Source organism: Halomonas sp. AOP13-D3-9, from assembly GCF_052379125.1.
GTDB lineage: Bacteria > Pseudomonadota > Gammaproteobacteria > Pseudomonadales > Halomonadaceae > Vreelandella.
This window is the reverse complement of sequence record NZ_JBQSYH010000004.1, coordinates 180,062-203,669: the sequence shown is the minus strand read 5'-3', so window position 1 is coordinate 203,669 and position 23,608 is coordinate 180,062. Positions and strand designations below refer to the sequence as shown.

The following is a 23,608-nucleotide window of genomic DNA, read 5'->3' as shown; positions in this document are numbered from 1 at the left end:
GATCATCAATTGCTAAATAAGAAGCGCTTAGCGTAGCGAGATACCGTGAGGGCGCAACCATGTGCAGTGACAAAGCGGAGATGACCTAAGGGATGCCTACCGGTTCTAGAACATACAAAACCAGCAGTAATTAAATAAAATCAGCTGGTTGAGAAAAACAGCTTATTATCACTGCTGTTTTTTTGTAAGAGATCTCTTACAAAACTTTCCGAAATAGCTTACAAACATTCTCCCTTCAAATACCATTGAACCATCAGACTACGACTCAGGATCCTGACACGAACGACTGTGGTCAACCCCATAAAATAGAACTTGCTTAGCTGTTCGATCATCGCGCAGGACACATAAAAAAGCGCCATGACAGCATCACAGCGCTTTTATGTTGAGAATAACGACTTAAAAATCAAAAAACACCGTCTCTCCTTCACCCTGCAGGAGGATATCAAAGCGATAACGCACCTTACCATCGACCTCTTCGCGCTTGGCGATCAGGGTCTGGCGGCGTGCCGGTGATTCGATGCGTGATAGCACCGGGCACTGGGCGTTCGCTTCAGCTTCATCTTCAAAATAGAGCCGCGTTTGCAGGTGGATATTCACACCCCGGGCAAACAGCGTCAGGTTAATATGCGGCGCCATTAAATGCCCGCTGGGGTGCTTCACCGCGCCGGGCTTGATGGTGGTCAACGACCACTCGCTGCCGTGATCAAACGTCGTCGCGGTGCGGCCAAAGCTATTGAACGGTTTGCTAAGGTCGTAATCGGCTTGGTAGTCACCGTTAGCATCGGCCTGCCACGCCTCAATAAAGGCATCGCGCACCAGATCGCCGTTGCCGTCGATGACAATGCCGACCACTTCGATATGCTCACCCTCGGCGTCAGGCTTGGCCATCTCATTCCAGATCTCTTCGTCCCGCACGGGATTACCGGCAGCGGCCAGGGCAAGACCAATATGCACGTAGGGGCCCGCGGTTTGCGAGGCGGTTTCCCGCAGCATCAGGTCGCTGGTCGGCTGGCTGTTAGGCTGATTCATGATTTATCCCCTGCCCTTATTGGTTTTCAGCTATTGGTTTTCGAAGAAGGTTTGCAGCTCACCGCGCACCACCACATCAAAACGATAGGCAAGGAAGTCCATCGGCTTACTGTGGGCCATATCCAGCCGTCCAATCATCGTCTCAACCGCGAGCGGGTCTTTCAGTGTATGCACGATCGGGCAAAGCGGGATCAGCGGGTCGCCTTCAAAGTACATCTGAGTGATTAACCGGGTGGAGATTGAAGGACCAGTTACCGAGACGTGAATATGCGCAGGCCGCCAGCTATTCATATCATTCGGCCAGGGATAAGGGCCGGGCTTGATAGTACGGAAGCGGTAAAAGCCCTGGTCATCGGTCAAGCAGCGGCCAACGCCACCGAAGTTGGGATCTAACGGTGCTAGGTACTTGTCGTTTTTATGCCGGTAGCGCCCGCCCGCATTGGCCTGCCACATTTCTACCAGGGTGTGCGGTATTGGCTTGCCAAACTGGTCGACGACTCGGCCAAACATCATAATCCGCTCGCCCTGGGGTAACCCGCCCTGGCTCGCATCCTGGCGGAAGTTTAGCAGCAGGTCATTATCGTGGGGGCCCATGCGCAGGTGGCTAAAATCCGGGCCGGTCAGTTCAGACACAGTCGGTTGCTGCATACTTACCAGCGCCTGCTGGGGTGAACGCGCTACCGAGGTTTTATAGCCCGGCGCATAGGCGGGCGGATGCCAGTTGCGGTCGCGTGCCACAAAGCGTTTGTTATCGTGGGTCATCGCCCTTACCTCTTATCAATTATGTTGATTCGCTACTCGCCCCAGCCCAGCTCTTTGGCGAGGGCAAAGGCGTGATTGGCAGCCGGAACGCCGCCGTAAATCGCCACATGCATCAGCACTTGGCGCAGCTCAGCCTGGGTTAGGCCAATCCGCTTGGCGGTTTTTAAGTGCAGCGTTAGCTCTTCACGACCAAGCGCGGCGAGAATCCCGGTAGTGATCATGCTGCGCTCACGCCGCGTGAGATCATCATTGCTCCACAGCTCGCCCCAGGCTAAGCGGGTAATCATCTGCTGGAAGGGTGCATCCAGGCTGTTGGCGTTGGCGGTAGAGCGCGCCACATGCTCTTCTCCCAATACCTGCTTGCGGGTTTCAAGGCCAGTGGCGTAAGCCACGCCGTGGTCGGCCACATCGCCCAGATCCGTTGCCATCACGGCGAGGAGCTTTTGCGCGAACAGCGTCGGGGCTTCGACTGCAGGCACATGGCCCACACCGTCAAAAATCTCCAGCGGTGCGTCACCGAGCTCTGCCGCCAGGGCTTCCAGCGTCGCGGGGGGGGTAGCCATATCCTCACTGCCGCCAAATAGCTGCACTTTGGCCTGCTTAGCAGCTAATTTGCCAGTGAAGGTATCGCGGCCAAGCATTTCACACAGCTGGGCGTAGGACTCATCGTCACCACGGCCCATCTGTGTACACCAGCCCGCTTTCAGCGCGGGGCTTGCCTCAAAGGCTGCTGGGGCAAACCAGCGCGGTACAATCTCTTCCGACATGGCCGCCAAGCCTTCATGGCGCACCCGCCCTGCACGGGTATTCCAGAGATCTGGGTTGCCGATCACTGCGCCGGTGTTGGTCAGCGTAGCGGAGAGCAGGCGATCACCATGCTCGGCAATCAACTGTTGGCCGACGACACCGCCAATGGACGTCCCGGCAAAGTGAAAGCGCTTAGCGCCCGCCAGTTCTGCCAATGCCAGAGCCTCAGCGGCTAAATCAACGGGTGTGATTTGTGCACCGCTGACTGCCTGACTAGCACCGTGGCCGGGAAGATCCCAGGTCAGCACCCGATAGCGGGGCAGCAGCGCGGGGATCACGTCATCCCATACTGCCTGGCTCATGCCCAAAGGGTGCGCCAGTACGACCAGCGGGTTCACTTCTGCGCCGAGCAGCCGGTAGGCCACGCTACGGCCGTTGATGCTATGAAATGCCATGACGATCTCCGTTAAACGCGTTCAATCAACGTAGCGATACCCTGACCCACGCCTACGCACATGGTGCACAGTGCATAGCGCTTGCCACTGTTTTGCAACTCATGGGCGGCGGTCAACAACAGGCGGGCTCCGGACATACCCAGCGGGTGCCCCAGCGCAATCGCGCCACCGTTGGGATTAACACGTGGGTCGTCATCTTTAAGGCCGAGGTCGCGCATACACGCCAAGGCCTGGGCGGCGAACGCTTCGTTGAACTCAAACACATCGATCTCATTCATCGAGATACCGGTGCGCTTGAGTAGTTTCTGCACTGCCGGTACCGGCCCGTAGCCCATGATGCGCGGCTCTACGCCTGCCGTGGCCATGCCGATGATTTTCGCCATCGGTTTAAGACCGTGCTGTTTAACCGCCGCTTCGCTGGCCACCAACATCGCCGCCGCGCCGTCGTTAACGCCCGAGGCGTTGCCTGCGGTCACGCTGCCGCCTTCACGGAAGGGCGTAGGCAAACCTGCCAGTTTATCGAGAGTGGTCTCCCGTAAATGCTCATCCTGATCAAAGATTAGTGGATCCTGCTTGCGGCGGGTAATCTCAATGGCAGTGATCTCTTGGGCAAAGCGCCCAGCCTTTTGAGCGGCCGCGGCTTTCTGCTGGGAGCGCAGGGCAAAAGCGTCCTGATCTTCCCGCGAGATAGCGAACTGCTCGGCGACGTTTTCTGCCGTTTCCGGCATGGAATCAATGCCGTAGGTTTTCTTCATCAGCGGGTTGACCAAGCGCCAACCAATGGTGGTGTCTTCAATTTTTTGCCCGCGGGCGAAGGCGCTGTCGGCCTTGCCCATCACATAGGGCGCACGTGACATGGACTCCACGCCACCTGCCAGTGCCAGCTCCATCTCACCGGCTTTAATGGCGCGAAACGCCGTGCCGACGGCGTCCATACCGGAGCCGCATAGGCGGTTCATGGTGGTGCCAGGTACCGAGGTCGGGATGCCCGCCAGCAGCGACGACATACGCGCCACGTTGCGGTTATCTTCACCGGCCTGGTTGGCGCAGCCCATAAACACCTCTTCGATGGCGGCTGGGTCAAGATTCGGCACTTCGGCTAATACGGCTTTAAAGATTGTCGCGGCGAAATCATCCGGGCGCACGCTGGCCAGGGTGCCGCCAAAGCGGCCTACTGCGGTGCGGCGGGGATGACATAAATAAACGTCACTCATAGCAAACTCCTTATTCGCCCGCGTGGGCCCGCTCGGTGCGGGCTTTGAGCTCGCGCAAAATCGTCAGCTCGTTTTCGCTGGGCTCTGGGGTGCTCTCAAGCTGCTCGGCAAAGCGGATTTCCCAGCCGGTCGCGTCAATAACGTCTTCGCGGGTAACGCCAGGGTGCAGCGATACCACCACCAGCTCTTTGGTCTCCGGATCAGGCTTCATTACGCACAGGTCGGTAATCACCCGGGTAGGGCCTTTGCCGATATTGGGTACGTTGTCACGCCCTTTGCCGTCGCGGCCAAACCCAAGGGTGGTAACGAAGTCGACGTCTTTTACAAAGGCGCGCTTTGAGTGCTTCAGGGTGATAAACACTTCACCGGCGTTGGTGGCGATTTCCGGCGCGCCGCCCCCACCCGGCAGGCGCACTTTAGGCGCTTTGTAATCGCCGATTAGCGTGGTATTCAGATTAGCAAAGCGGTCGATTTGTGCGGTGCCTAAAAAGCCCACGCTCACTTTGCCGCCTTGGAGCCAGTAGCGGAACATTTCGGGCACTGCCACGGTGGTCAGCGCTGACTCACACAGTTCGCCATCGCCGATGGAGAGCGGCAGCGTATCGGGCTTGGTTTGCAGCGTGCCGGATTCATAAATCAGCACTACATCGGGGGCGTGAGTCAGCCGCGCCAGGTTGGCGGCTTCCGAGGGCAGGCCGATGCCCACAAAGCAGGTCATGCCATTTTCAAGTGCCCGCGCAGCGGTCACCGACATCATTTCAGAAGAGGTATATTCCAGACTCATTAGGCTTTCTCCCCTGCATGATGTTGGGCAACGTTATAGACGTTGTCATCGAGCCACTGGGTGAAGGTGTCGCGGTCGCGAGCAATCGCATCCCACTCTTTATAGAAGCGGTTGCTGCGGCCGTAGTAGCCGTGGGTGTAGGAAGGCAGCGCGCCTTTCTCCGCTACCGCAACGGCGCTAATCGCCCAACTTGGTATCACGCAGGCATTGGGGGTAGCCCCCAGGTCATCAACAATCTCTTCCACCGTGACAATACTGTGCTTGGCGGCGAGTACGGCTTCCTTCTGTACACCAACAATGCCTTCTACCAGTACATTGCCTTGGCGATCCGCCCGCTGAGCGTGGATTATCGAGACATCCGGGCGCACTGAGGGCACAGCGGCTAAGCGCTCGCCGGTAAAGGGGCACTCGATGAACTTGATTTGATCGTTAACGCTGGGCAGTTCGCTACCGATGTAGCCGCGAAAAACCGCCAGCGGTAACCCCGCGGCGCCCGCTTCAAAGGCGCAGGCCATCGCCGCGTGGCTATGCTCAAGAATCTCGATCTGGCGCGGCCAGCCCTTCTCCACCGCATCGCGCAGGCGGTGCAGCGAGCCCACTCCGGGGTTACCGCCCCAAGAGAAGATGACTTTTTTCGCGCAGCCTGCACCAATCATTTGATCGTAGATGATATCGGGGGTCATGCGGATCAGGGTCAGGTCGCGCTTTTTCTGGCGGATCACTTCGTGACCAGCAGCAAACGGAATCAGGTGGGTAAAACCTTCCATGGCCACGGTGGCGCCGTCTTCGACGTAGCGCGCTACCGCGTCATGCAAGCTGAGAAACTCGGCCATGATGGGTGCCTCTTAACGGTTAGCAGGATGTTCGTTAAGCGAACATAGATCCTCTATACGAACAATCTACTGCTGAACGTTATTGGGGTCAAACGCATCGGCGCCCAACAAATTGTTCTGACGAACCCACTTTCCACTCCAGAAACAAACGTAATTATTTGTTTTTAAATATATTTATTGCGCGTCTAACCATTTTTTGGCGCGAGCAACCTGGGCAGCGCTGCTACCAAGGTATAAAGCGGGGTCGCAGGCATTGCGCAGCGCCTCGGGGTCTACGGCTCCTTTCACATCAGGATGGTTGGCGAGTACATCAGCATAGGGGCGAGCTTCCTGGCGTGAGGTCTCTGCCGCCTCTGCGCTGACTGCTTTGGCTTTCTCCACACCTAGCGTAGGCGCCAGCAAACGTGCCACTGGCTCGGCCATAATGCCACCGCCGGTAGCGGCTAAGTTGCGCTGCATTTTTCCGGGATAGACCTCAAGCCCTTCGAGCAGCACGGCCACTTGCTCCAAGGCACCCTCCACCAGCAGAGCACTCTCCATTAGCGGTGCCCACTCTGCATGCCACTCACCTAAACCGCGCTCAAGGGGCTGGGCGGCAGCGTTGATCAACACGCTCGCATGCCCATGCACTTGCCGAGCGGCGCCGCGAATCAGCGCGCAGCGCACCGGGTTACGCTTATGGGGCATGGAGGAAGACTCGCCCATTCCCGGCGCCGAGGGTTCCGCCACTTCGCCGACTTCGGTTTGGGTGAGCAGCGACACATCCAGGGCGATTTTTTCAGCGGCCCCCGCGACGGCATCTAACGCCGTGCCAAGGGCATGAATGGGGTAGCGGTCGGTATGCCAGGGCAGCACCGGCACCGCCAATCCTAGCCGCGCAGCCAAGGCGTCCATCCACTCAAGCCCTAGAGTGTCCCAGCCCGAGTGCACGCCCACGGCGCCACCAAACTGAACGGGCAGTTCCACCTCACCCAAACGGCGGCGGCTCTGCTCCAAGCCGATTGCCCAGTGGGCCACCTTCACCCCAAAAGTAATGGGGAGTGCCTGCTGCATTAACGTTCGACCCACCATGGGCGTATCAGCGTGAGCGTTCATCAACGTGAGCGCCGCTGAACGGCAGCGCACCAACAGTTCATCCAGCGCCGCCAGGCGTGGTTTAAGTAGGAGCATCAGCGCGGAGTCGACGACATCCTGGCTGGTCGCCCCTTGATGCCAGTAACGCTTGATGTCATCGGAAAGCAGCGAGCGGCTCTGCTTTACAAACGGAATCGCCACATTGCCACCGCTGGCAATGCCCGCCGCGATCTCTTCACTATTGAAAGCCGCATTTTCCAACTGTTCGTGCATTTGCTGGCTAACCCCAGCAGGTACCGCGCCGCTGGTTTCCTGTACCTCGGCCAGGGCTAATTCAAAGGCCAGCATGGCATTCACCATGGCGTCATCGTCACACTCAGCGACGGCGCGCTGGCTCATAAAAGGATGCTTTAAAAATCCAGCAGGCATGGGCGTTACGCCTCCTATTAACGTTGTTCAGAACCAGCAAAACAGTTCATAAAGGCACGACTCAGAACAGAATTGTACATATGTTCGTCATTCGAACCATGCGCTAAATAGGCCGGTACTTACGATTGCGACAGCGTAGCGTCAGTGCCCACGTAGCGCAGTACCATCTCGGTAACGTGATCTTCTAGTTTGCGCTGGTTCTCAGGCGCGGCTTGTTGCCAATCAAAAATCCGCGAAAAGGTGTGCTGGTTTGAGACATTGAAAAACGACAGCGCGCTAATCAGCCAGTGCAGTTCCCGTGGATCCAAGCCTTCGCGAAAGCAGCCCACCTCTAAACCGCGAGCATAGACGTTGGTGAGCGCATCAATCACCCCGGCGTTGAGTGATTGAATCAACTCTGACTGCGCCAAAAAGCGGCCATGATGAATATTTTCGATCATTACCAGGCGAATAAAATCGGGGTTTTTGGCGTGATGACAGAAGGTAAACCGCACTAGTCGGCTAAGCGCCTCAAGGGGGGCTAAGTGGTCAAGATCAAGCTCGGCTTCCTGAAGGCGCACTTTCTGATAGGCGGCTTCCAGGGTGTGCAGATAGAGCGTCTCTTTATCATTAAAGTAGTAGTAAATCATGCGCTTGGAGGCGCGGGTTTTTTCGGCGATCTCATCAATCCGGGCCCCTGAGAGGCCTTTTTCGGAAAACTCGCGAGTGGCCACCGCAAGAATATCGGCGCGTACGGATTCGGGGTCATTTTTACGCCGTCGCCCCGCGGCAGGGGGACTGGCCTTGGTAGAAGGAGCTGTCATAGAGCATGCCTTTTATTGTCGTGGTCGTCTTTGGTCTAGTATGCCATAGCTTGACTGAACGTACCATTTCGTACATTGTTGATTGTGACAGGATGGAACGGCTAAACACGCCACTGCTTTAGGCTTTTCCAAACTTTATAACAACGGCCCGACAAGAGGACAACAACAATGTCTCTGACCCCTATATTTACAAGCCCTATGTTTACCAACCCCAAGTTTATGACCCCAAGGTTTACATTGAAGCAACTGCCTTTGAAACGCGCGCTGACGGCGGCCCTCGCGACGGCTACGCTGGTTGCCGCAGCGAATGCTTCTGCCCAAACGCTACGCTTTGCCCACGTCGACCCCGATGACTGGACCACCTCCAAAAAAGGCGCAGCGGGTCAGGTGTTTAAAAATCTGGTGGAAGCCGAAACGGATCTCACCGTAGAGCTCTACCCCGCTGGCTCGCTCGGCGGTGAAACCGAGCTTATTGAAGGCGCCCAGGATGGCACCATCAGCATTGCGATGGTCTCCGGCGCCTACGCTAATTTCTGCCCGGCGGTCGCCGTAACGGATATCCCTTACACCTTCCCGTCAGCGCCAGTGGCGTGGCAAGTAATGGACGGCGAGTTTGGTAACGCACTCGCCGAACACTGCTTGCAGGAAACCGGCCTACGCACGCTGGCTTACGGCGAAACGGGCTTCCGTCACTTCACCAACTCCGTGCGCCCGATCAACACGCCTGAGGATATGGAAGGCCTGAAGTTCCGCGTTCAAACCATTCCGCTCTACCTGGAAATGGTTAGCGCTTTGGGTGGCGAGCCCCAGGGTATTGCCTGGGGTGAAGTACCCACAGCGCTGGCTACCGGCGTAGTCGATGGCCAGGAGAACCCGATCTCCGTGATCTACGGCAATAATTTCTATGAGTTTCAGGATTATTTGACCCTGGATCGCCACGTTTACGGCGTCGATCACCTGCTGATTAACGATGAGATCTTTCAGTCGCTAAGCGAGGAAGAGCAAGCTGCCGTTAAGCGTGCCGCCGTGGTTGCGGGTACCACCGGCCGTGCCATTCAGCAGTTCAACTCGGCTGAGGGGATCACCAAACTGGAAGCAGAGGGCATGGAGATCACCCAGCCCACCGCTGAGCAGATGGAGGCCTTCCGCGAAGCCGCCCAGCCGCCGGTGCAGGCGTACCTGACCGAAGAGCTTGGCGATGATGCAGAGTGGATCGAGCGTCTCTCTTCCGCTGTGGAAGAGGCGTCCGCGCGCTTCTAACCCCTGCCTAAACAAAGCGCGTTGCGAGTGGGCCTTAGGTGGCCCACTCGCGACCCTGCGTGCCTGACTATCGATCGAAGGTGCTCTTATGTCTCATCTTCTCGCCCGGCTACACCGCGGCCTGATCCTGTTCAATGGCAGCTTGGCAGGGCTTGCCATGGTGCTTATTTTCCTGCTGGTCGCGGGCAATGCCTTTGCGCGCTACACCTATGGCGGCTCCATTACCTGGGGAGAAGATACCGCCATCTATTTGATGATTTACGGCCTAATGTTTGGCATGTCCTGGGCGTACTTGCAGGACAAACATATCGGCTTTGACCTTATTCGTCGTCTACTGCCGCCGCGCTGGGTGCGCTGGCAGGCCGTGGCCGTTGACCTAGTAGTGCTTGTGGTGGGCATTGGCTTGATGTGGTCAGCCGTTGAATTCCTCGCCTCCCGCGGAGGCCGCACCTCATCAAGCACGGGGATGCCGATGTGGCTGTTTCAAGCCTCCATGCTAATTGGCGGCGGGTTGCTCAGCCTCTCTGCACTGGTGATGGCGGGCCTGCGTCTGAGCAATCAACAGGACGAGGAGACATCCGCATGATCTTTATACTGCTTCTAGCCCTTATTCTGCTTGGTGTGCCGTTTGCCTTTGCCATCCTCGGTTCGCTAACGGTGCTGATGAGCACCGGTGATTTGCCCTACCACATCCGCATCGTCTCTCAGCAGTTTTTCGGCGGGATGGAGTCTTTCCCGCTGCTGGCCATACCGCTGTTTATTTTGGCTGGCGAGCTGATGAACGAAGCGGGTATCACGCACCGGATTATTAACCTGGCCACCGCTATCGTCGGCCGTCTTAAAGCCGGGCTGGCACACGTGAACATCTGGGCCTCGGTGATTTTTGCTGGCCTTTCCGGCTCGGCGATTGCCGATACCTCCGCGCTTGGGCGGGTGTTTATACCGTCAATGGAGAAAGAGGGCTATCCCCGGGATTTTGCCGCTGCGCTCACCGCTGCCTCTTCGGTCATTGGCCCGATTATTCCACCCAGTATTCCGGTGATTATCTACGCGCTGACGGTGTCGGGGGTGTCGGTACCGGGGCTGTTTTTGGCTGGTATCGTGCCGGGCTTTTTGCTGGCATTGGGGCTCTCCATCTACGTCTACTTTTTTGCCGGTGACCTTGGCGCTGCACAAACCAGGAAACAGTCACGCCGCCATGCCCTTTTGCATGGTTTGCTGCCGGCCCTCATGCCGGTATTTGTGGTCGGGGCGATTCTTGCCGGTATTGTCACGCCTACTGAAGCGGCGGCCTTTGCCGTAGTCTACGCGCTGCTTCTGGGTGTGGTGCTCTACCGCAATATCAAACTGGTTAATCTGCCCGCTATTTTCGCCCGCGCCATGCGCGATAGCGCGGTGATTATGGTCATCATGGGCGCGGTCGCTGCGGCCAACTGGGTGTTAACGTTCGAGCGCGTACCCAACATGCTCACCGAGTGGGCGCTGATGAGCATCGATACCCAGTGGACCTTCCTGATCGCCGTGATTCTGCTCCTGCTGGTGGTGGGACTGTTTTTAGAGGGTATAGCGGCCATCTTGGTGCTCGTGCCGATCCTCCACCCCATTGCCATGGCGCTGGGTATCGACCCGCTGCACTTCGGCATCGTGGTGATCTTCAATCTGATGATGGGGCTGATCACGCCGCCCATGGGACTCTGCCTATTTGTCGCCGACTCCGTCTCCGGCGTGGGTATGGGGCCAATTATCCGCCGCATTCTGCCGATGCTGGGCGTGCAGTTTTTGATCCTGCTGCTGATTACCTTCGTCCCCGCGCTGGTCACCTTCCTGCCGCGTCTGGCGGGTTACTGATATTCCTCAATGCAAGGAGCGTGATGCCATGTACTCATCCATTGCTACGGTTTGCCTAAGCGGCTCGCTGGAAGAGAAGGTAGACGCCATCGCCCAGGCTGGTTTTGAGGGGCTTGAGCTATTTGAAAACGACCTAACGGCATTTACTGGCACCCCACGGGAGGCCGGCGAGCTGATTCGCTCCCGCGGCCTTAAGCTGGTCACCCTACAGCCGTTTCGGGACTTTGAAGGCCTGCAGGGGCGCGCTAGGGAGCGGGCGTTCGACCGAGCCGAGCATAAGTTTGACCTGATGGAGGAGCTCGGCACCGATCTACTTATGGCGTGCAGTACCGTCCACCCTGATTCACTCCCGGGTTTAAGCCGCGCCGCCGATGACTATTATGAGCTCGGCGAGCGTGCCGCGCGGCGTAACCTGCGCGTGGCCTATGAGGCGCTGGCCTGGGGCCGCCACATTCACGACTACCGCGACAGCTGGGAAGTGGTGCGCCGCGCTGCCCACCCCAGTGTGGGGCTGGTGCTGGATACTTTCCATATTTTCTCCCGCCAGACGGAGCTGGGCACCATTGGCCGCATCCCGGGGGATCGCATCTTTCTGGTTCAGACCGCTGATGCGCCGCGTCTCTCTATGGATCACCTGTCGTGGAGCCGCCATTACCGCTGCTTCCCCGGACAGGGCGAGCTGCAGATGGATAAGTTTATGGCCATGCTGGAGGAGACCTGTTACGACGGCCCGCTCTCCCACGAAATCTTTAACGATGTCTTTCGCATGGGCCACAGCGACCAGACCGCCCGCGACGGTCTGCGCTCGTACAATTTGCTGCGCAGCATGCAGAGTAAAAGCGGCATTCCCGCGCCCCAGCCGATTGAGTCGGTCGCCTTTCTGGAAATCGCCGTTGAGCCTGCCGATTTAGCACCGCTGCGCGAGTTGCTCAGCGCACTGGGTATGGCATGCGTGGGGCGCCACCATACGCTCAACGCCGAGCGTTGGGCCGCGGGCGACGTTAATCTGGTGCTCAACACCGAGTCGAACTTCACTGGCCGAGTACCGGGTCGCGATGCCACTGCCATCACCGCCATTGGCCTGCGTGTGGGCAACGCCTATGAAGCGTTTAAGCGGGCAGACAAGCTGGGCTACGATATTGTCGAGCCCGAAGAGGTGGGCGCCAGCCACCGTATGAGTGCACTGCGCAATGTGGATGGCAGCCTCTCCTATATTATTGACGACTCACAAATAAGCCGTACCTGGGATCGTGAGTTCACTGTCGATGTTCAGCCCGTCCCCCAGGGGGCGTTGGTGGATATCGACCATATCAGCGTAGCGCTCTCTTACCACGACTACCTCTCGCTGATGCTGCAGTACCGCGCTATTTTTCAGCTGGCACCAACGCCCTCCTTCGATGTCACCGACCCCCGCGGGTTGATCCAGAGCCAGGTGCTGCAAAACTACAATGGCCGCTTTCGCTTGGCACTTAACGCCAGTGCCTCGCCGGATACTGCCAGTAACCGTTTCGTGCGCCAGTACGGCGGCTCGGGAATTCACCATGTCGCCCTGCGCACCAACTCCATGCGCGACACCAGTGCAGCGCTTCAACAGGCGGGCACACCGGTGCTGCCGATTCCCGGTAACTACTACCGTGACCTGGCCGCACGCGTTGACCTTCCTGCGCAAACCCAAGCATGGATGCAGGCGCACCACATACTCTTTGATCAAGACAGCAACGGCGACTTCTATCAGTTATATACCCAGCCCGGCCGCCAGGCGTTCTTCTTTGAGCTAGTGCAGCGTGATGGCTACCAAGGGCTTGGCGCGCCAAATGCCTTTGTGCGCGTCACCGCGCAGCAGCGTCTAGAAGCAGAAATTGATGGCATCGCTCAAGACAAGGATCAAAAAACGCCAAACCATGACACAGGAGAGAGCCAAGCATGATCAAACTCGGACTGGTAGGGGAAGGCATTGCCAAATCGCAATCCCCGGATTTGCACGAACGCCTGGGTGCCTCGTTGGGCGAGCCAGTACGCTACGATTTAGTTGATAGCCTGGGGGTAGCAGATTTTGACTTTCCCAACGCCATACAAAAGCTGCGTACCGAGGGCTACCGGGGAACCAACGTTACGTTTCCCTTCAAGGAACAAGCCGCGCAGTTGGCTGATATTCGCGGCGAAGGCGTACGACGGGTAGGCACCGCCAACACACTGCTGTTTGACGCTGACGGTCTGCGCGCTGAAAACACCGATTACACCGGTTTCATCAGCGCCTACCGTCACTCCTTCGGCAGTCAGTCCGCAGGCGATGTGCTGTTGATCGGCGCCGGGGGCGTGGGCCGCGCAGTGGCGTGTGCGCTGGGGGAGCTTGCCGTGAGTCATATCCACATTCTCGAACACGATGCCTCGCGGGCAGAAAGCCTTTGCCATGACCTTAACGCCATGGGGATTAACGCGGCATGCGTAACGGCTGAACAGGCGCAGCGAGAACTGCCGCATTGGCAGGGCGTGGTCAACTGCTCACCCATTGGCCACATCAACCACCCTGGCTGCCCCATTGATACCAGCGGGCTTAGCGATCAGCACTGGGTCTTTGATGCGGTTTACATCCCCGCTCACACCGAGCTGTTAAACGCCGCCCACCAGGCGGGCGCCAAAACGCTTTCGGGTGTTGATCTGTTTGTGTTTCAGGGCGTGGATGCATTTCGCTTTTTCACCGCGGATTGTATCGCCCCTGAACAGATCGACCCGCATGTGATACCGCTACGTACACACTACATAGAACAGCTCGTCACGCCTTCTGCTCGCTCCGTATCATAACGTTCGGGCCTCGAAGCGCTTGTCGTGAAGCTCTTATCGTAAAGTTCTGGCAAAATAACGTACAGTTATTCGCCATTCGAACATAACTATTTGTCTTCATGCGCTGAAGAGGCACAGATGCTCGCTATTCTTAGTATTACCACCCCCATATTCCTACTGATTGGTTTAGGGTATATAGCGAGATGGAGCGGCATTATCCAGCGCGAGCAGATGCAGGGAGTCGGCGTATTCGTGCTCTACTGCGCACTGCCTGCGCTAGTGATTCGTGCGTTAAACCAGCAGCCACTGGAGGAGATTTTCAAGCTCAACTACCTGATGGCTTACGGCTTGGGCTCTATCGCCGTGTTCAGTGGGGGGTTGCTGCTCTGCTTAAAACGACAGCGCCAGCCCCTTAACGCCAGTGCCATGCAGGCCCTAGGTATGGCTGCGTCCAACAGTGGCTTTGTCGGCTACCCGGTGGCGGCCATGGTCATTGGCTCCCCAGCGGCGGTGCTCTTGGCGCTGAATATGGTCATTGAAAACCTGCTTATTATTCCCGCCGCGCTGATTTTAGCTGAAATGGGCAGCCATCAAGGTTCCAGCGTATGGAAAACGGTCAAACACACAGCGCTTAGCCTAATCAAAAATCCGGTGCTGATTGGGTTACTGGTCGGCATTAGTCTCGCGGTATCCCACGTACAGATACCTGGCCCGCTGTTTAAAGCCATTGATATGCTAGCCGACGCAGCTGGCCCTGCGGCGCTTTTCGTCATTGGCGGGGCGCTGTTTGGCCTGCAGGTGAAAGGAATGGCCAGGGACGTTGGCCAAATAGTGGCCGGCAAACTCCTCTTTCACCCGCTGGCTATATTCATCGCCTTTTATCTTGTCCCAGGTATCGACCCACTTTATATGGCTGGTGCGCTGCTGTTTGCTGCTGCACCCTTGATCAGCATTTACCCCCTACTCGGCCAGCGCTATGGCTTAGCCGGGGTGAGCGCGGCGGCTCTGCTGGTGGCGACAATCGCCTCCTTTTTTACGCTTAGCCTAATAATTTGGTTGATGACGATGTCGGGACTGATGACGTTTTAACGTTTGGGTTTATACAAAAACAAAGATTGATGACCGCCAAGGATAACAAAAATGCATCCACACTCTGATCAAAGCAGAACATCTCAGCATCACTGCGCCGTGGTGACCGGTGGGGCTAGAAACATCGGCCAAGCCATTGCCCTGCGTCTCCAGCAGGAGGGTTACCAGGTTATCGTGGTGGATATCGTTGAGCCGGAAGCGGCGTCTTTGCAAGCAGATGCCATCCTGGTCGACCTTGCCGATGCTGACACCACCCGCCGGGTGATGGCGAAAATAGCCGAGCGCCATACGGTGACCCGGTTGATCAATAACGTAGGCATTGTCGCCCCGGCCCTGCTTGAAGAGACGCGGCTTGAAGACTTCGATAGATTGATGCACCTGAACGTACGCTCGGCGCTGATATGCACGCAGGCACTGCTACCTTCCATGAAAGCCGCCGGTACGGGGCGCATCGTCATCAATGCCAGCCGCGTGGTGCTCGGCAAAGAGGCGCGCACCATTTACAGCGCCACGAAAGGAGCGCTGCAGTCTATGGCGAGAACCTGGGCGTTGGAGCTGGCGGAACACGGCATTACGGTTAACTGCGTTGCCCCAGGGCCCATCGCTACCAGTGCCTTTTGGGAGAATAATCCTCCCGATTCTGAGCGCGCCCGTCGCATCATCGATAATATTCCGTTAAAGCGTATGGGCCAGCCCGAAGACGTAGCCCAGGCCGTCAGCTTCTTTTGCGACGACCGAAGCGGCTTTATGACCGGCCAAACGCTGTTTGTTTGCGGCGGTGTTACGGTCGGATAGGCCAACCAAGGGCTGCGCGCTCAGCGCAGGAATACTCCCCCTTATGCGCCGCCCAGCTCGGCAAGAGCCTGGGCCAGCGAGTTGGCTTGGCGACGCTCATACAGCGCAATTTCATCCGTCACGGCGGTGCCCAGGGCCTGCTCAAACGTCTGCTGGCTGGAATGGCTGCTGTACTCATCGCGCGTCCCATCGCCCAGGTTAGACTGGAAGATGCCCGCCGCACTCACCGGCAGAAAATCTTCGTAGATCATGGGCGTTGCCACCAATGCACCCGTTGCTAAAAGCCGTTCGATGTTATCGCTAGTGGCGTCCTCTGCCGTGGTAGCCCCCGGCACTGCACGGTAATGGAAAAATGCCAGCTCTTGGCGGCGCAGCGCGTCTTGATCATCAGGAAACTCAGCAAACGCTTGGGCTAAATGAGCTTGATGGTCAGCATTAGAAACGGCTGGCTCGCCCTGACGTGAAGCAGCCAGCAACTGGTCGTAAAGCATTCGCCCTTTACGGGTCAAGGCAACCCCGCGCTGCTCGATTTCACCAAAGCGCGCCGTATGCTGGCCTTCTGCCTCATCCGCAAAGTAGATGGACTCCTCCAGTGCTTTAAAACTGGTTTGCCGTAATAGAATCGGGCAGTGGCGCCTAGGCGGCCCTTCAATAATCGCCTTCGGGGTAATACCTTTTGTCGGCATGCGCTGCTGCACCGCGTCTATGTCCAGGGTTCGCGGGGTCAAGTGGTTGATATGCGGCCCGCGGAAGCAGACCACATCCGCGATCAGGCGATGCTCTTGGTGTAGCGCTTGATAGGTCGCTAAATCGACGGTGGCATCAAGGTGCCAGCGGAAGGTTTCCAGCGCCTCAACCACAAAGGTTTCGGCCTCGGCTTCGTTGAGCCCACCCTGAGCCTCAAAGCGTTCGATCAGGGCGACGGCCTGCGGGGTGACGATCTCTCGCGACGCTATAATCGCCGCCGCCCGTTCGCGCAGCTCGGCATCCGCAATGAGCTCAAGCCGGAGTAACGACGTGAACAAACGGAAAGGGTTTAACTTCAGGGCTTCATCGTCGATGGGACGAAACGCCGTTGCATGAACAGGCACGCCTGCGACTGAAAGGTCATAGTAACCCACCGGGAACATGCCCATAACGGCAAACATGCGGCGCAACAGCGCCAATTCTTCGGGGCTACCCACCCGGATAGCGCCGTGTCGCTCAACGTGCAACCGCTCCATCTCACCGTTTGCAGTGAGCGTGTCCGCTAGCCTGACATCGCGCTCAATGACCTCTCGATTAACGTCCGCCACCAGCGAGAGCAGCGTGCCGTACTGGGGTACCTCTTGCTGATACATATCGGACATCGCTTGGGAAAAGCGGTCACGGATACGATCGGCACTATAAAAGTGGTCACTCATTGACTTATTCTCTTGTCACATTCAAATGTTTGTAAAGCCAAATGTTTGTAAAGCTTTAGCGGTTTAGGAAGTCTTAGACGTTATAGGGCGCTTCCTGCGCGCCTCCCAAAAGCGATAAAACGCCAAGCCAATCGAGCCCACTGTCAGGGCGATAAAGAACCAAGTAATCGGGCCACGTACAAAAATTGATAGGTCATTGGAGCCGATTAAAAGAGAGCGGCGCAGGTTATCTTCAAACATCGGACCCAGGATAAAACCGATCAGAAAAGGGGCTGCGGGTATCGCCGCCCGATTGAAGATATATCCCAGCACACCGAAGGCCAACATCAACCCAACATCGAAGGTATCGTTATTGACCGCATAGGCGCCGTATACGCAAAACATCAGGACGATGGGAAACAGAATCGGCTTTGGAATATCAGCAATTAATGAGAAGTACTTAATTGCCACATTACCCACCACCAGCAAAATAACGGAGCTGAGCATGATGCCCATAAACAGCGCATAAATCAGTGATAGGTTCTCTTGGAACATCAGCGGGCCAGGCGTCAAACCATGCACCATAAAGGCGCCGAGGATAATCGCGGTAATCACATCACCAGGAATACCTAACGAGAGCAGAGGGATCATGGTAGCGCCCGCGACGCCATTATTGCCCGCCTCCGCGGCCGCAACACCCTCGACTTCACCTTTACCGAAATTAGCCTTATTAGGCGAGCGTCTGCGCGCATCACTGTAAGAAATAAACGCCGCCGCGGTGGCGCCAGTACCCGGTATCGCGCCGATGATGACCCCAATTAAACTGCCCCGTACGATGCTCGACATGCAGCGCTTCAGTTCGGAAAACGCCAAGCCAGCACCACTGGCCTTAGCCTTAATATGCGGCACCGCTTTTTTGCGATAAAACTCAATAATCTCCGGTATGGCGAACAGGCCAATCAACAAAGGAATAAAGGAGATGCTATCCATTAAGTTGTAGCTGCCAAAGGTCAACCGCTGAGAGCCAAAGACATCGTCAAGCCCTACCATGGAAAGCAGAATGCCCAGCAAAGCCGCCATTAAGCCTTTAATCATCGAGCCACTGGCCAAGGAAATAATAATGGTCAGCGAGAAGCAGATCAGCCAGAAAAATTCCGGGGCGCCGAAATTAAGCGCGATCTTAGCCAGATAAGCGGCAAAGAAGATAAGCGCGATGTTGGAGATAAAATCGGCGATAACCGAAGAGTATAGCGCCGCCTTGAGGGCTTTCTTCGCATGCCCTTGCTGGGCCATGGGATAGCCGTCAAGCAGCGTACAGGCAGAAGCAGGAGAGCCTGGCGTGCGTATCAAGATCGCCGTAATCGAACCACCGTACATCCCCCCTTTGTAAATCCCCACCAGCAGCAAGATGGCGGCAATCGGCTGCATTGAGAAGGTGAAGGGCAGCGCTAATGCCACCGCCATTGTCGCGGTTAATCCTGGGATCGAACCCACCACCACACCGATGACAACCCCCACGGCGATCGCCAGGAAGTTCTCCAGGGTAAAAAATAGGTGTATGACTTCCGAAAAATTTTCCATAGCTCACCTAGTACAAGAATCAGTCAATCAGAGCCAAAACGGCATTATCGGAAGCGGTACATTCATCACTTCAACAAATAAGAATGTAACGACGATGGGAAACAGGAAGGCCAGGCTATACACCCACCATGTGCGCACGGGGTGCGCCACAAACAAGACGAGCGTTGCAAGGATGCCACAGAACACCGCACCCATCGTTTCAAACAAGGCAACGTAGATCACTAACGCAACGACCATCATAAAGAAACGCCGCGGCGAGCCCTTTTCAATCGCTCGCTCATCTTCCTCGCGAGCACCTGTTACCAGTAAGCCCTGAAAGATGAGCAGAATGGAAAACAGCAAAATCAACCAACCCACGATCGTGGGCAGCCAGCGGGGCGACATCATCGGGTTTTGCAGAATGGGCGGCTCATTGATGTAGTTGGGTACCAGGTAAAAGACCAGCACAAGGGCAAATCCCAGCAGAACAACGCCTGCTATCACATCGCCGATGTCCTTTATCCTCACCCTGCGATGGGAATCCGATGTCGTCATCGCTGCCTTCTCCTAACAAATAAGAGAGGCGAGGACATAGCCCTCGCCTTAGCTTATTGGGGGTTACTGAACTTATTGACTGATACCAGCCTGCTCGGCAACCTCTTCCCAGCGCTGCAGGTCATCGGCGATAAACTGTTTGAACTCATCACCGGCCACTTGGCCTGGCTCAGCACCCAGCTGTTCGGCGAAATCCAGAAACTCTTCGCGCTTCATGACATTAGCTAGCGCTTCTCGCATTGTGCTCTGGGCCTCTTCAGGGAAGGAGCTGTGCGCAATCAGGCCGAACCAGGCAGTCGTGATAAACTGGTCGAGATTATATTCACCGATTTCTGACAACGTCGGGACATCGGGAAGGTACTCGGAACGCTCGGCAGAAGTAACCGCCAGCGCACGTAGATCACCTGAACGTATGTGCGAGAGCACCGCTGGCATGTTCTCAAACGAAACATCCACATCGCCGCTCAGCAACGCAGGAAGCGCCGCGCCGCTACCCGCAAAAGGCACTGCCGTCATATTCGTTTCGGTCAGCGTTTTGAATAACTCACCCGACATATGAATGGAGCTACCTACGCCGCTGTGGCTGAAGGTCATGTTGTCTTCTTTCGCAGCTTCGATAAACTCAATAACACTCTCATAGGGGCTGTCTGCGGGTACCACCATGACATTGGGGATATCGATCATATTTTGTAGAAAGACGAAATCTTCAACGGGATCGTAGGCCAGGTCTGGGTAAATCGCGGCACCAATCGTGTGCCCTGGGGATGCCATCAGGATGGTGTGGTCAGCATCACGGCCACCGCGGGCGAGCCTGCCGGTGCCGACAGTGGAGCCCGCGCCCGGGCGATTTTCTACAATGACATTGGCATCGAGTTCTTGCTGAAGGAGATCAGCAACGCGACGGGACAAGACGTCGGTAGTGCCACCCGGCGCATAAGGAACGACCAGGCGAATATCGCTAGTCGGCCACTCATTGGCGCTAGCGGAGGAAACAGTGAGACCGAGAGCTAAGGCGCTGCTGCAAACGGCGAGACAGGTTGCGGCAAAGATTTTTTTCATTTTAACTTCCTATTATTGCTTTGTTTTTATGTTCGCATTTCGTACATCTATTCGTACTACATACAATGAGATTACTCTTTTACTTTAGACATAAAAAACACGACTTTAGTATAAATAACTGAAACTAAAGTGTATTTAACTTAATAAGCGAATTAACAGACCCTGCTTTATACAGGACGCAGCAGGGTTCTCATCACTGCAAGCTTTCGGCTACGCCATAACAACTTTCCCCGTTATTGAAGTCTCACCTTATGAAGTGCTTGCCGACTTCATAAGGGCGTCTAAAGCCGCCTGATACCCCTGTGTTCCCAGCCCGGCGATAACGCCATCGGCGCGCAGCGATACATAGGAGTGGTGGCGGAAGCTTTCGCGCTTGTGCACATTAGAAATATGCACTTCGATAACCTGGCCCTCAAAAGCGTTAAGCGCATCCAGAATAGCCACCGAGGTGTGGGTATAGGCAGCGGGATTGATGATAATCGCCTGAGTGCCATCCAGCCGTGCCGCATGAATAGCGTCAATCAGCGCGCCTTCATGGTTGCTCTGCAGGCAGTTAAGCTCCCAGTCAGCCATAACGGCTTTTTCCCGCAGCGCGTTATTGACGTCTTCCAGGGTCTCGTAGCCATAGATTTCCGGCTGGCGAGTGCCGAGCAGATTCAAATTAGGGCCGTGCAGCACTAACACTTTACCTTGGCTCATGTATCGTTTTCCTTGAGCAGTTCACGATGGTAGTGGGCAAATAGCGTAGCGGACTGCTGATCAGCCGCTACGCGCTTGGAGGCGTCGACGCCTTGAAACACAAATAGGCTAACACCGCTAACCGCCGTAGTGCCCGCTTGCTTTACCGCGCAAATAAATTCGGTCACTGTTCTCCACGATGATTCCGTGTTGCTAATTAGCGCTGGGCGGCCTGAGCGGCCAAGCGAATGCCCGCGTTAGCGGCGCCAAACTGTTGATAGGCGCCACGCCGCTCAACGATTTCGAAGAAAAATCGGCCCGAGAAAGTTTCCGTATAGGCGTGGAAGAAGTCGCCTTCGTCGTTGCGGTCAAACAGAATATTGCGTTTACGCATTGCCTCTAACAGCTCTTCTTCCAGCCCGTAACGCGCTTCAAGATCGTCGTAGTAATTCTGCGGAATCTTCAGCAGCGGCAACCCCCGCGCTTGGAGTTCATCCACCGTGGCGAAGATATCGTGGCTCTCAAAGGCGATCTGCTGCACGCCACCGCGAAACTCGCTCAGAAAACGCCCTGGCTGGGTATCCTGGGCCTGTGAAACCGTCAACGGGATGCGAATACTCTGCTCTGGGCTAATCACCGCTTGGCTGATCATCATGCCCCTTGGATCGATAATCTCGTTCTCCGTGGCCGCATTGAAACCAAACACAGTGCGGTGAAAGAGCTGCCAACTGAGTAGCTGCGTCGCGGGGAGTACGTAAGAGAGGTGATCGACCCGGGCAAGACCAGCCTCATTGCGGCTCTCTTGGTCAAACAGTTCAAAATCGGTTCGCCACTGCAAGTCCTCAGCCGCTTGATCATCCACCAGGTAAACAAGGCTGCCTTCTATACCCCGCAGCGCTGAGATTTCCATCTCGCCTTCGCCCACCTGGCCACGGAATGTCTGTGCCTTAAAGGCTTTGGCACGGGCCAGCCCGCGCTCAACGTCATCAACACGGAAACCTACCGCACACACCGAGGTACCGTGAAGCAGCCGGAAAGTATGGGCAAAGCTGTCCGTTTCAAAATTGAGCACCAGGTGAATTTCGCCCTGCTTCCAGAGTTCGACATTTTTGGAGCGATGGCGGCCCACATGGCGAAAGCCCAGTGCATCAATAAACTCGCCCAGCGGCGCGGCGCTCTCTTCATCAAGGGTAAACTCAATAAAATGGATGCCGTTATAGCTGGGTGCCGGGGGAATAGGGCTTGCCCAGGGGCCATCCTCAATAAGGTTTTCGAGCAAAATTAGCGAGCGAAGACCATCTAGAGCAGTGATTTCAGTTGGCGCTGCGCGGAAGGCGTCGCTAAAAATTTCCAGCGACAGCGGGCCGTCGTAACCGGTTTTGGCAAGCTCAGCCATAAAGGCTTTCAGCGGCAGGCGCCCCTGGCCGGGGAAGCAGCGGAAGTGGCGACTCCACTGGAGTACATCCATATCCAGTAGCGGCGCATCGGCCACCTGTACGAAGAAGATTTTTTGTTTAGGGATTTTGCCGATGGCTGAGAGATCGTGGCCACGGGAGAGAATATGAAAGCTATCGAGCACTATGCCCAAATTAGGGTGATCAACGCGGCGCACGGCTTCCCACGCATCGCGATAGTCCGAGATGTGGCGCCCCCAGGCCAACGCTTCAAACCCCACCCGAATATTACGCTTTGCTGCAAGTTCAGCAAGTTCGCGCAAATCGGCCACTACGCGATCCATATCGTCCACGGCCTGGGGGGATACATTGCTACACACCAGCAAAAAATCCGTGCCTAGCTGCTCCATCAGTTCAAACTTACGCTCGGCGCGCTTCAAATTACGGCTGCGCTGAGGTTCTGGCATTGCCTCAAAATCGCGAAACGGTTGAAAGGCAACAATCGCCAGCCCAAGACGCTCACATAGCGCACGTACTTCTTGCGGTGAGCCATCGAAGGAGAGCAGATCATTTTCAAATATTTCTACGCCATCAAAACCGGCACGGGCAATGGCTTCCAGCTTCGTCCGCAGGTCCCCGCTTAGACAAACAGTAGCAATTGCGCGCATAGCATCCTCCCAGGTAGTGCTCTCAAGCAAATGCGCTCTAGCACTACGACGATATTATGTGTCGCTATAACTGAGCCAATGGCTTTCAGTGCAGGTGCCAATTGTTCGCATAGCGTTCTTTAGTTCGCATTATGCACGATAACGTAGGGTGTGTGGCAACCTGTTCGCTATACTATTAATAATACGCCTAGCGCACTCCTTTACTATGCGAATGCTAGAGGGATTTATTGTGAATAGACACAACGGCTAATGCATTCATACTGCTATTGCCACCGGCTAAATAAGCACGCTTCACATTGCTTTGTATCAGCCATCGCACACTATTCAACCTTGGTCTTATACGAAGGCTTGTTGATTGACAGCCGCCATACCGACCTCTAGTGTTCGCCCTAAGCACTTAAGTTCGTAA

At 56.2% G+C, this 23,608-nt stretch carries 22 protein-coding genes; 7 read left to right on the top strand and 15 right to left on the bottom strand.

Annotated elements, in window-relative coordinates:
- Window positions 1-396: 396 nt before the first annotated feature.
- From pcaG to ACT3UM_RS06100, 8 genes are all read right to left on the bottom strand, one after another.
- A complete protein-coding gene (gene pcaG / locus ACT3UM_RS06135) occupies window positions 397-1,029 on the bottom strand; it encodes a protocatechuate 3,4-dioxygenase subunit alpha (RefSeq protein ID WP_498897042.1) in 633 nt (210 codons plus the stop codon).
- A 30-nt stretch (window positions 1,030-1,059) separates the two neighbouring features.
- Window positions 1,060-1,791 (bottom strand): protocatechuate 3,4-dioxygenase subunit beta, encoded by a 732-nt coding sequence (pcaH, locus tag ACT3UM_RS06130; protein WP_144810002.1) that lies wholly within the window; start codon window positions 1,789-1,791, stop codon window positions 1,060-1,062.
- 32 nt (window positions 1,792-1,823) lie between these two features.
- Window positions 1,824-2,993 (bottom strand): alpha/beta fold hydrolase, encoded by a 1,170-nt coding sequence (locus ACT3UM_RS06125; RefSeq protein WP_498897040.1) that lies wholly within the window; start codon window positions 2,991-2,993, stop codon window positions 1,824-1,826.
- An 11-nt stretch (window positions 2,994-3,004) separates the two neighbouring features.
- A complete protein-coding gene (gene pcaF, locus ACT3UM_RS06120) occupies window positions 3,005-4,207 on the bottom strand; it encodes a 3-oxoadipyl-CoA thiolase (RefSeq protein WP_498897038.1) in 1,203 nt (400 codons plus the stop codon).
- Between the two features lie 10 nt (window positions 4,208-4,217).
- Window positions 4,218-4,991 carry a CoA-transferase subunit beta gene (locus tag ACT3UM_RS06115; protein ID WP_498897036.1) on the bottom strand — a complete coding sequence of 258 codons (774 nt, stop codon included), beginning with the start codon at window positions 4,989-4,991 and terminating at the stop codon, window positions 4,218-4,220.
- On the bottom strand, window positions 4,991-5,824 hold the full coding sequence (locus ACT3UM_RS06110) for a CoA transferase subunit A (RefSeq protein ID WP_498897034.1): 834 nt from the start codon (window positions 5,822-5,824) through the stop codon (window positions 4,991-4,993). Before ACT3UM_RS06110 ends, ACT3UM_RS06115 begins: the two co-directional genes overlap by 1 nt.
- Before the next feature lie 174 nt (window positions 5,825-5,998).
- Complete coding sequence (locus ACT3UM_RS06105; RefSeq protein WP_498897032.1) at window positions 5,999-7,327, bottom strand: class-II fumarase/aspartase family protein; 1,329 nt, start codon at window positions 7,325-7,327, stop codon at window positions 5,999-6,001.
- Between the two features lie 119 nt (window positions 7,328-7,446).
- On the bottom strand, window positions 7,447-8,130 hold the full coding sequence (locus tag ACT3UM_RS06100; protein WP_035556106.1) for a TetR/AcrR family transcriptional regulator: 684 nt from the start codon (window positions 8,128-8,130) through the stop codon (window positions 7,447-7,449).
- 168 nt (window positions 8,131-8,298) lie between these two features.
- On the opposite strand from ACT3UM_RS06100, the gene ACT3UM_RS06095 reads away from it, so the two are divergent.
- From ACT3UM_RS06095 to ACT3UM_RS06065, 7 genes are all read left to right on the top strand, one after another.
- The gene (locus ACT3UM_RS06095) at window positions 8,299-9,390 is read left to right on the top strand and encodes a DctP family TRAP transporter solute-binding subunit (protein WP_498897030.1); all 1,092 of its coding nucleotides are present in this window, start codon (window positions 8,299-8,301) and stop codon (window positions 9,388-9,390) included.
- An 88-nt stretch (window positions 9,391-9,478) separates the two neighbouring features.
- A complete protein-coding gene (locus ACT3UM_RS06090) occupies window positions 9,479-9,976 on the top strand; it encodes a TRAP transporter small permease (RefSeq protein ID WP_022521152.1) in 498 nt (165 codons plus the stop codon).
- Window positions 9,973-11,238 carry a TRAP transporter large permease gene (locus ACT3UM_RS06085; RefSeq protein ID WP_498897027.1) on the top strand — a complete coding sequence of 422 codons (1,266 nt, stop codon included), beginning with the start codon at window positions 9,973-9,975 and terminating at the stop codon, window positions 11,236-11,238. Before ACT3UM_RS06090 ends, ACT3UM_RS06085 begins: the two co-directional genes overlap by 4 nt.
- 28 nt (window positions 11,239-11,266) lie before the next feature.
- Window positions 11,267-13,165 (top strand): bifunctional sugar phosphate isomerase/epimerase/4-hydroxyphenylpyruvate dioxygenase family protein, encoded by a 1,899-nt coding sequence (locus ACT3UM_RS06080; RefSeq protein ID WP_498897025.1) that lies wholly within the window; start codon window positions 11,267-11,269, stop codon window positions 13,163-13,165.
- Window positions 13,162-14,040, top strand: a complete 879-nt coding sequence (locus ACT3UM_RS06075) for a shikimate dehydrogenase family protein (protein WP_144810009.1) — start codon at window positions 13,162-13,164, stop codon at window positions 14,038-14,040. The genes ACT3UM_RS06080 and ACT3UM_RS06075 overlap by 4 nt, the downstream gene beginning before the upstream one ends.
- Window positions 14,041-14,157: 117 nt before the next feature.
- Window positions 14,158-15,108 (top strand): AEC family transporter, encoded by a 951-nt coding sequence (locus ACT3UM_RS06070; RefSeq protein WP_498897023.1) that lies wholly within the window; start codon window positions 14,158-14,160, stop codon window positions 15,106-15,108.
- A gap of 51 nt (window positions 15,109-15,159) precedes the next feature.
- On the top strand, window positions 15,160-15,903 hold the full coding sequence (locus ACT3UM_RS06065) for an SDR family NAD(P)-dependent oxidoreductase (protein WP_498897021.1): 744 nt from the start codon (window positions 15,160-15,162) through the stop codon (window positions 15,901-15,903).
- A 41-nt stretch (window positions 15,904-15,944) separates the two neighbouring features.
- On the opposite strand, the gene hglS is transcribed toward ACT3UM_RS06065, so the two are convergent.
- The 7 genes from hglS to ACT3UM_RS06030 form a co-directional block, all read right to left on the bottom strand.
- Window positions 15,945-17,306, bottom strand: a complete 1,362-nt coding sequence (gene hglS, locus ACT3UM_RS06060) for a 2-oxoadipate dioxygenase/decarboxylase HglS (RefSeq protein ID WP_498897019.1) — start codon at window positions 17,304-17,306, stop codon at window positions 15,945-15,947.
- Between the two features lie 63 nt (window positions 17,307-17,369).
- Complete coding sequence (locus ACT3UM_RS06055) at window positions 17,370-18,866, bottom strand: tripartite tricarboxylate transporter permease (RefSeq protein WP_022521135.1); 1,497 nt, start codon at window positions 18,864-18,866, stop codon at window positions 17,370-17,372.
- A 27-nt stretch (window positions 18,867-18,893) separates the two neighbouring features.
- Window positions 18,894-19,400 (bottom strand): tripartite tricarboxylate transporter TctB family protein, encoded by a 507-nt coding sequence (locus ACT3UM_RS06050; RefSeq protein ID WP_498897017.1) that lies wholly within the window; start codon window positions 19,398-19,400, stop codon window positions 18,894-18,896.
- Between the two features lie 72 nt (window positions 19,401-19,472).
- The gene (locus ACT3UM_RS06045; protein ID WP_498897014.1) at window positions 19,473-20,459 is read right to left on the bottom strand and encodes a Bug family tripartite tricarboxylate transporter substrate binding protein; all 987 of its coding nucleotides are present in this window, start codon (window positions 20,457-20,459) and stop codon (window positions 19,473-19,475) included.
- A gap of 249 nt (window positions 20,460-20,708) precedes the next feature.
- Entirely contained in the window at window positions 20,709-21,158 is a 450-nt protein-coding gene (gene aroQ / locus ACT3UM_RS06040; protein ID WP_035582188.1) for a type II 3-dehydroquinate dehydratase, read from the bottom strand.
- A complete protein-coding gene (locus ACT3UM_RS06035) occupies window positions 21,155-21,325 on the bottom strand; it encodes a hypothetical protein (protein ID WP_498897012.1) in 171 nt (56 codons plus the stop codon). Before ACT3UM_RS06035 ends, aroQ begins: the two co-directional genes overlap by 4 nt.
- Window positions 21,326-21,354: 29 nt before the next feature.
- Window positions 21,355-23,199: a bifunctional sugar phosphate isomerase/epimerase/4-hydroxyphenylpyruvate dioxygenase family protein gene (locus ACT3UM_RS06030; protein ID WP_144810015.1), complete on the bottom strand. Its 1,845-nt coding sequence runs from the start codon at window positions 23,197-23,199 to the stop codon at window positions 21,355-21,357.
- Window positions 23,200-23,608 lie beyond the last annotated feature (409 nt).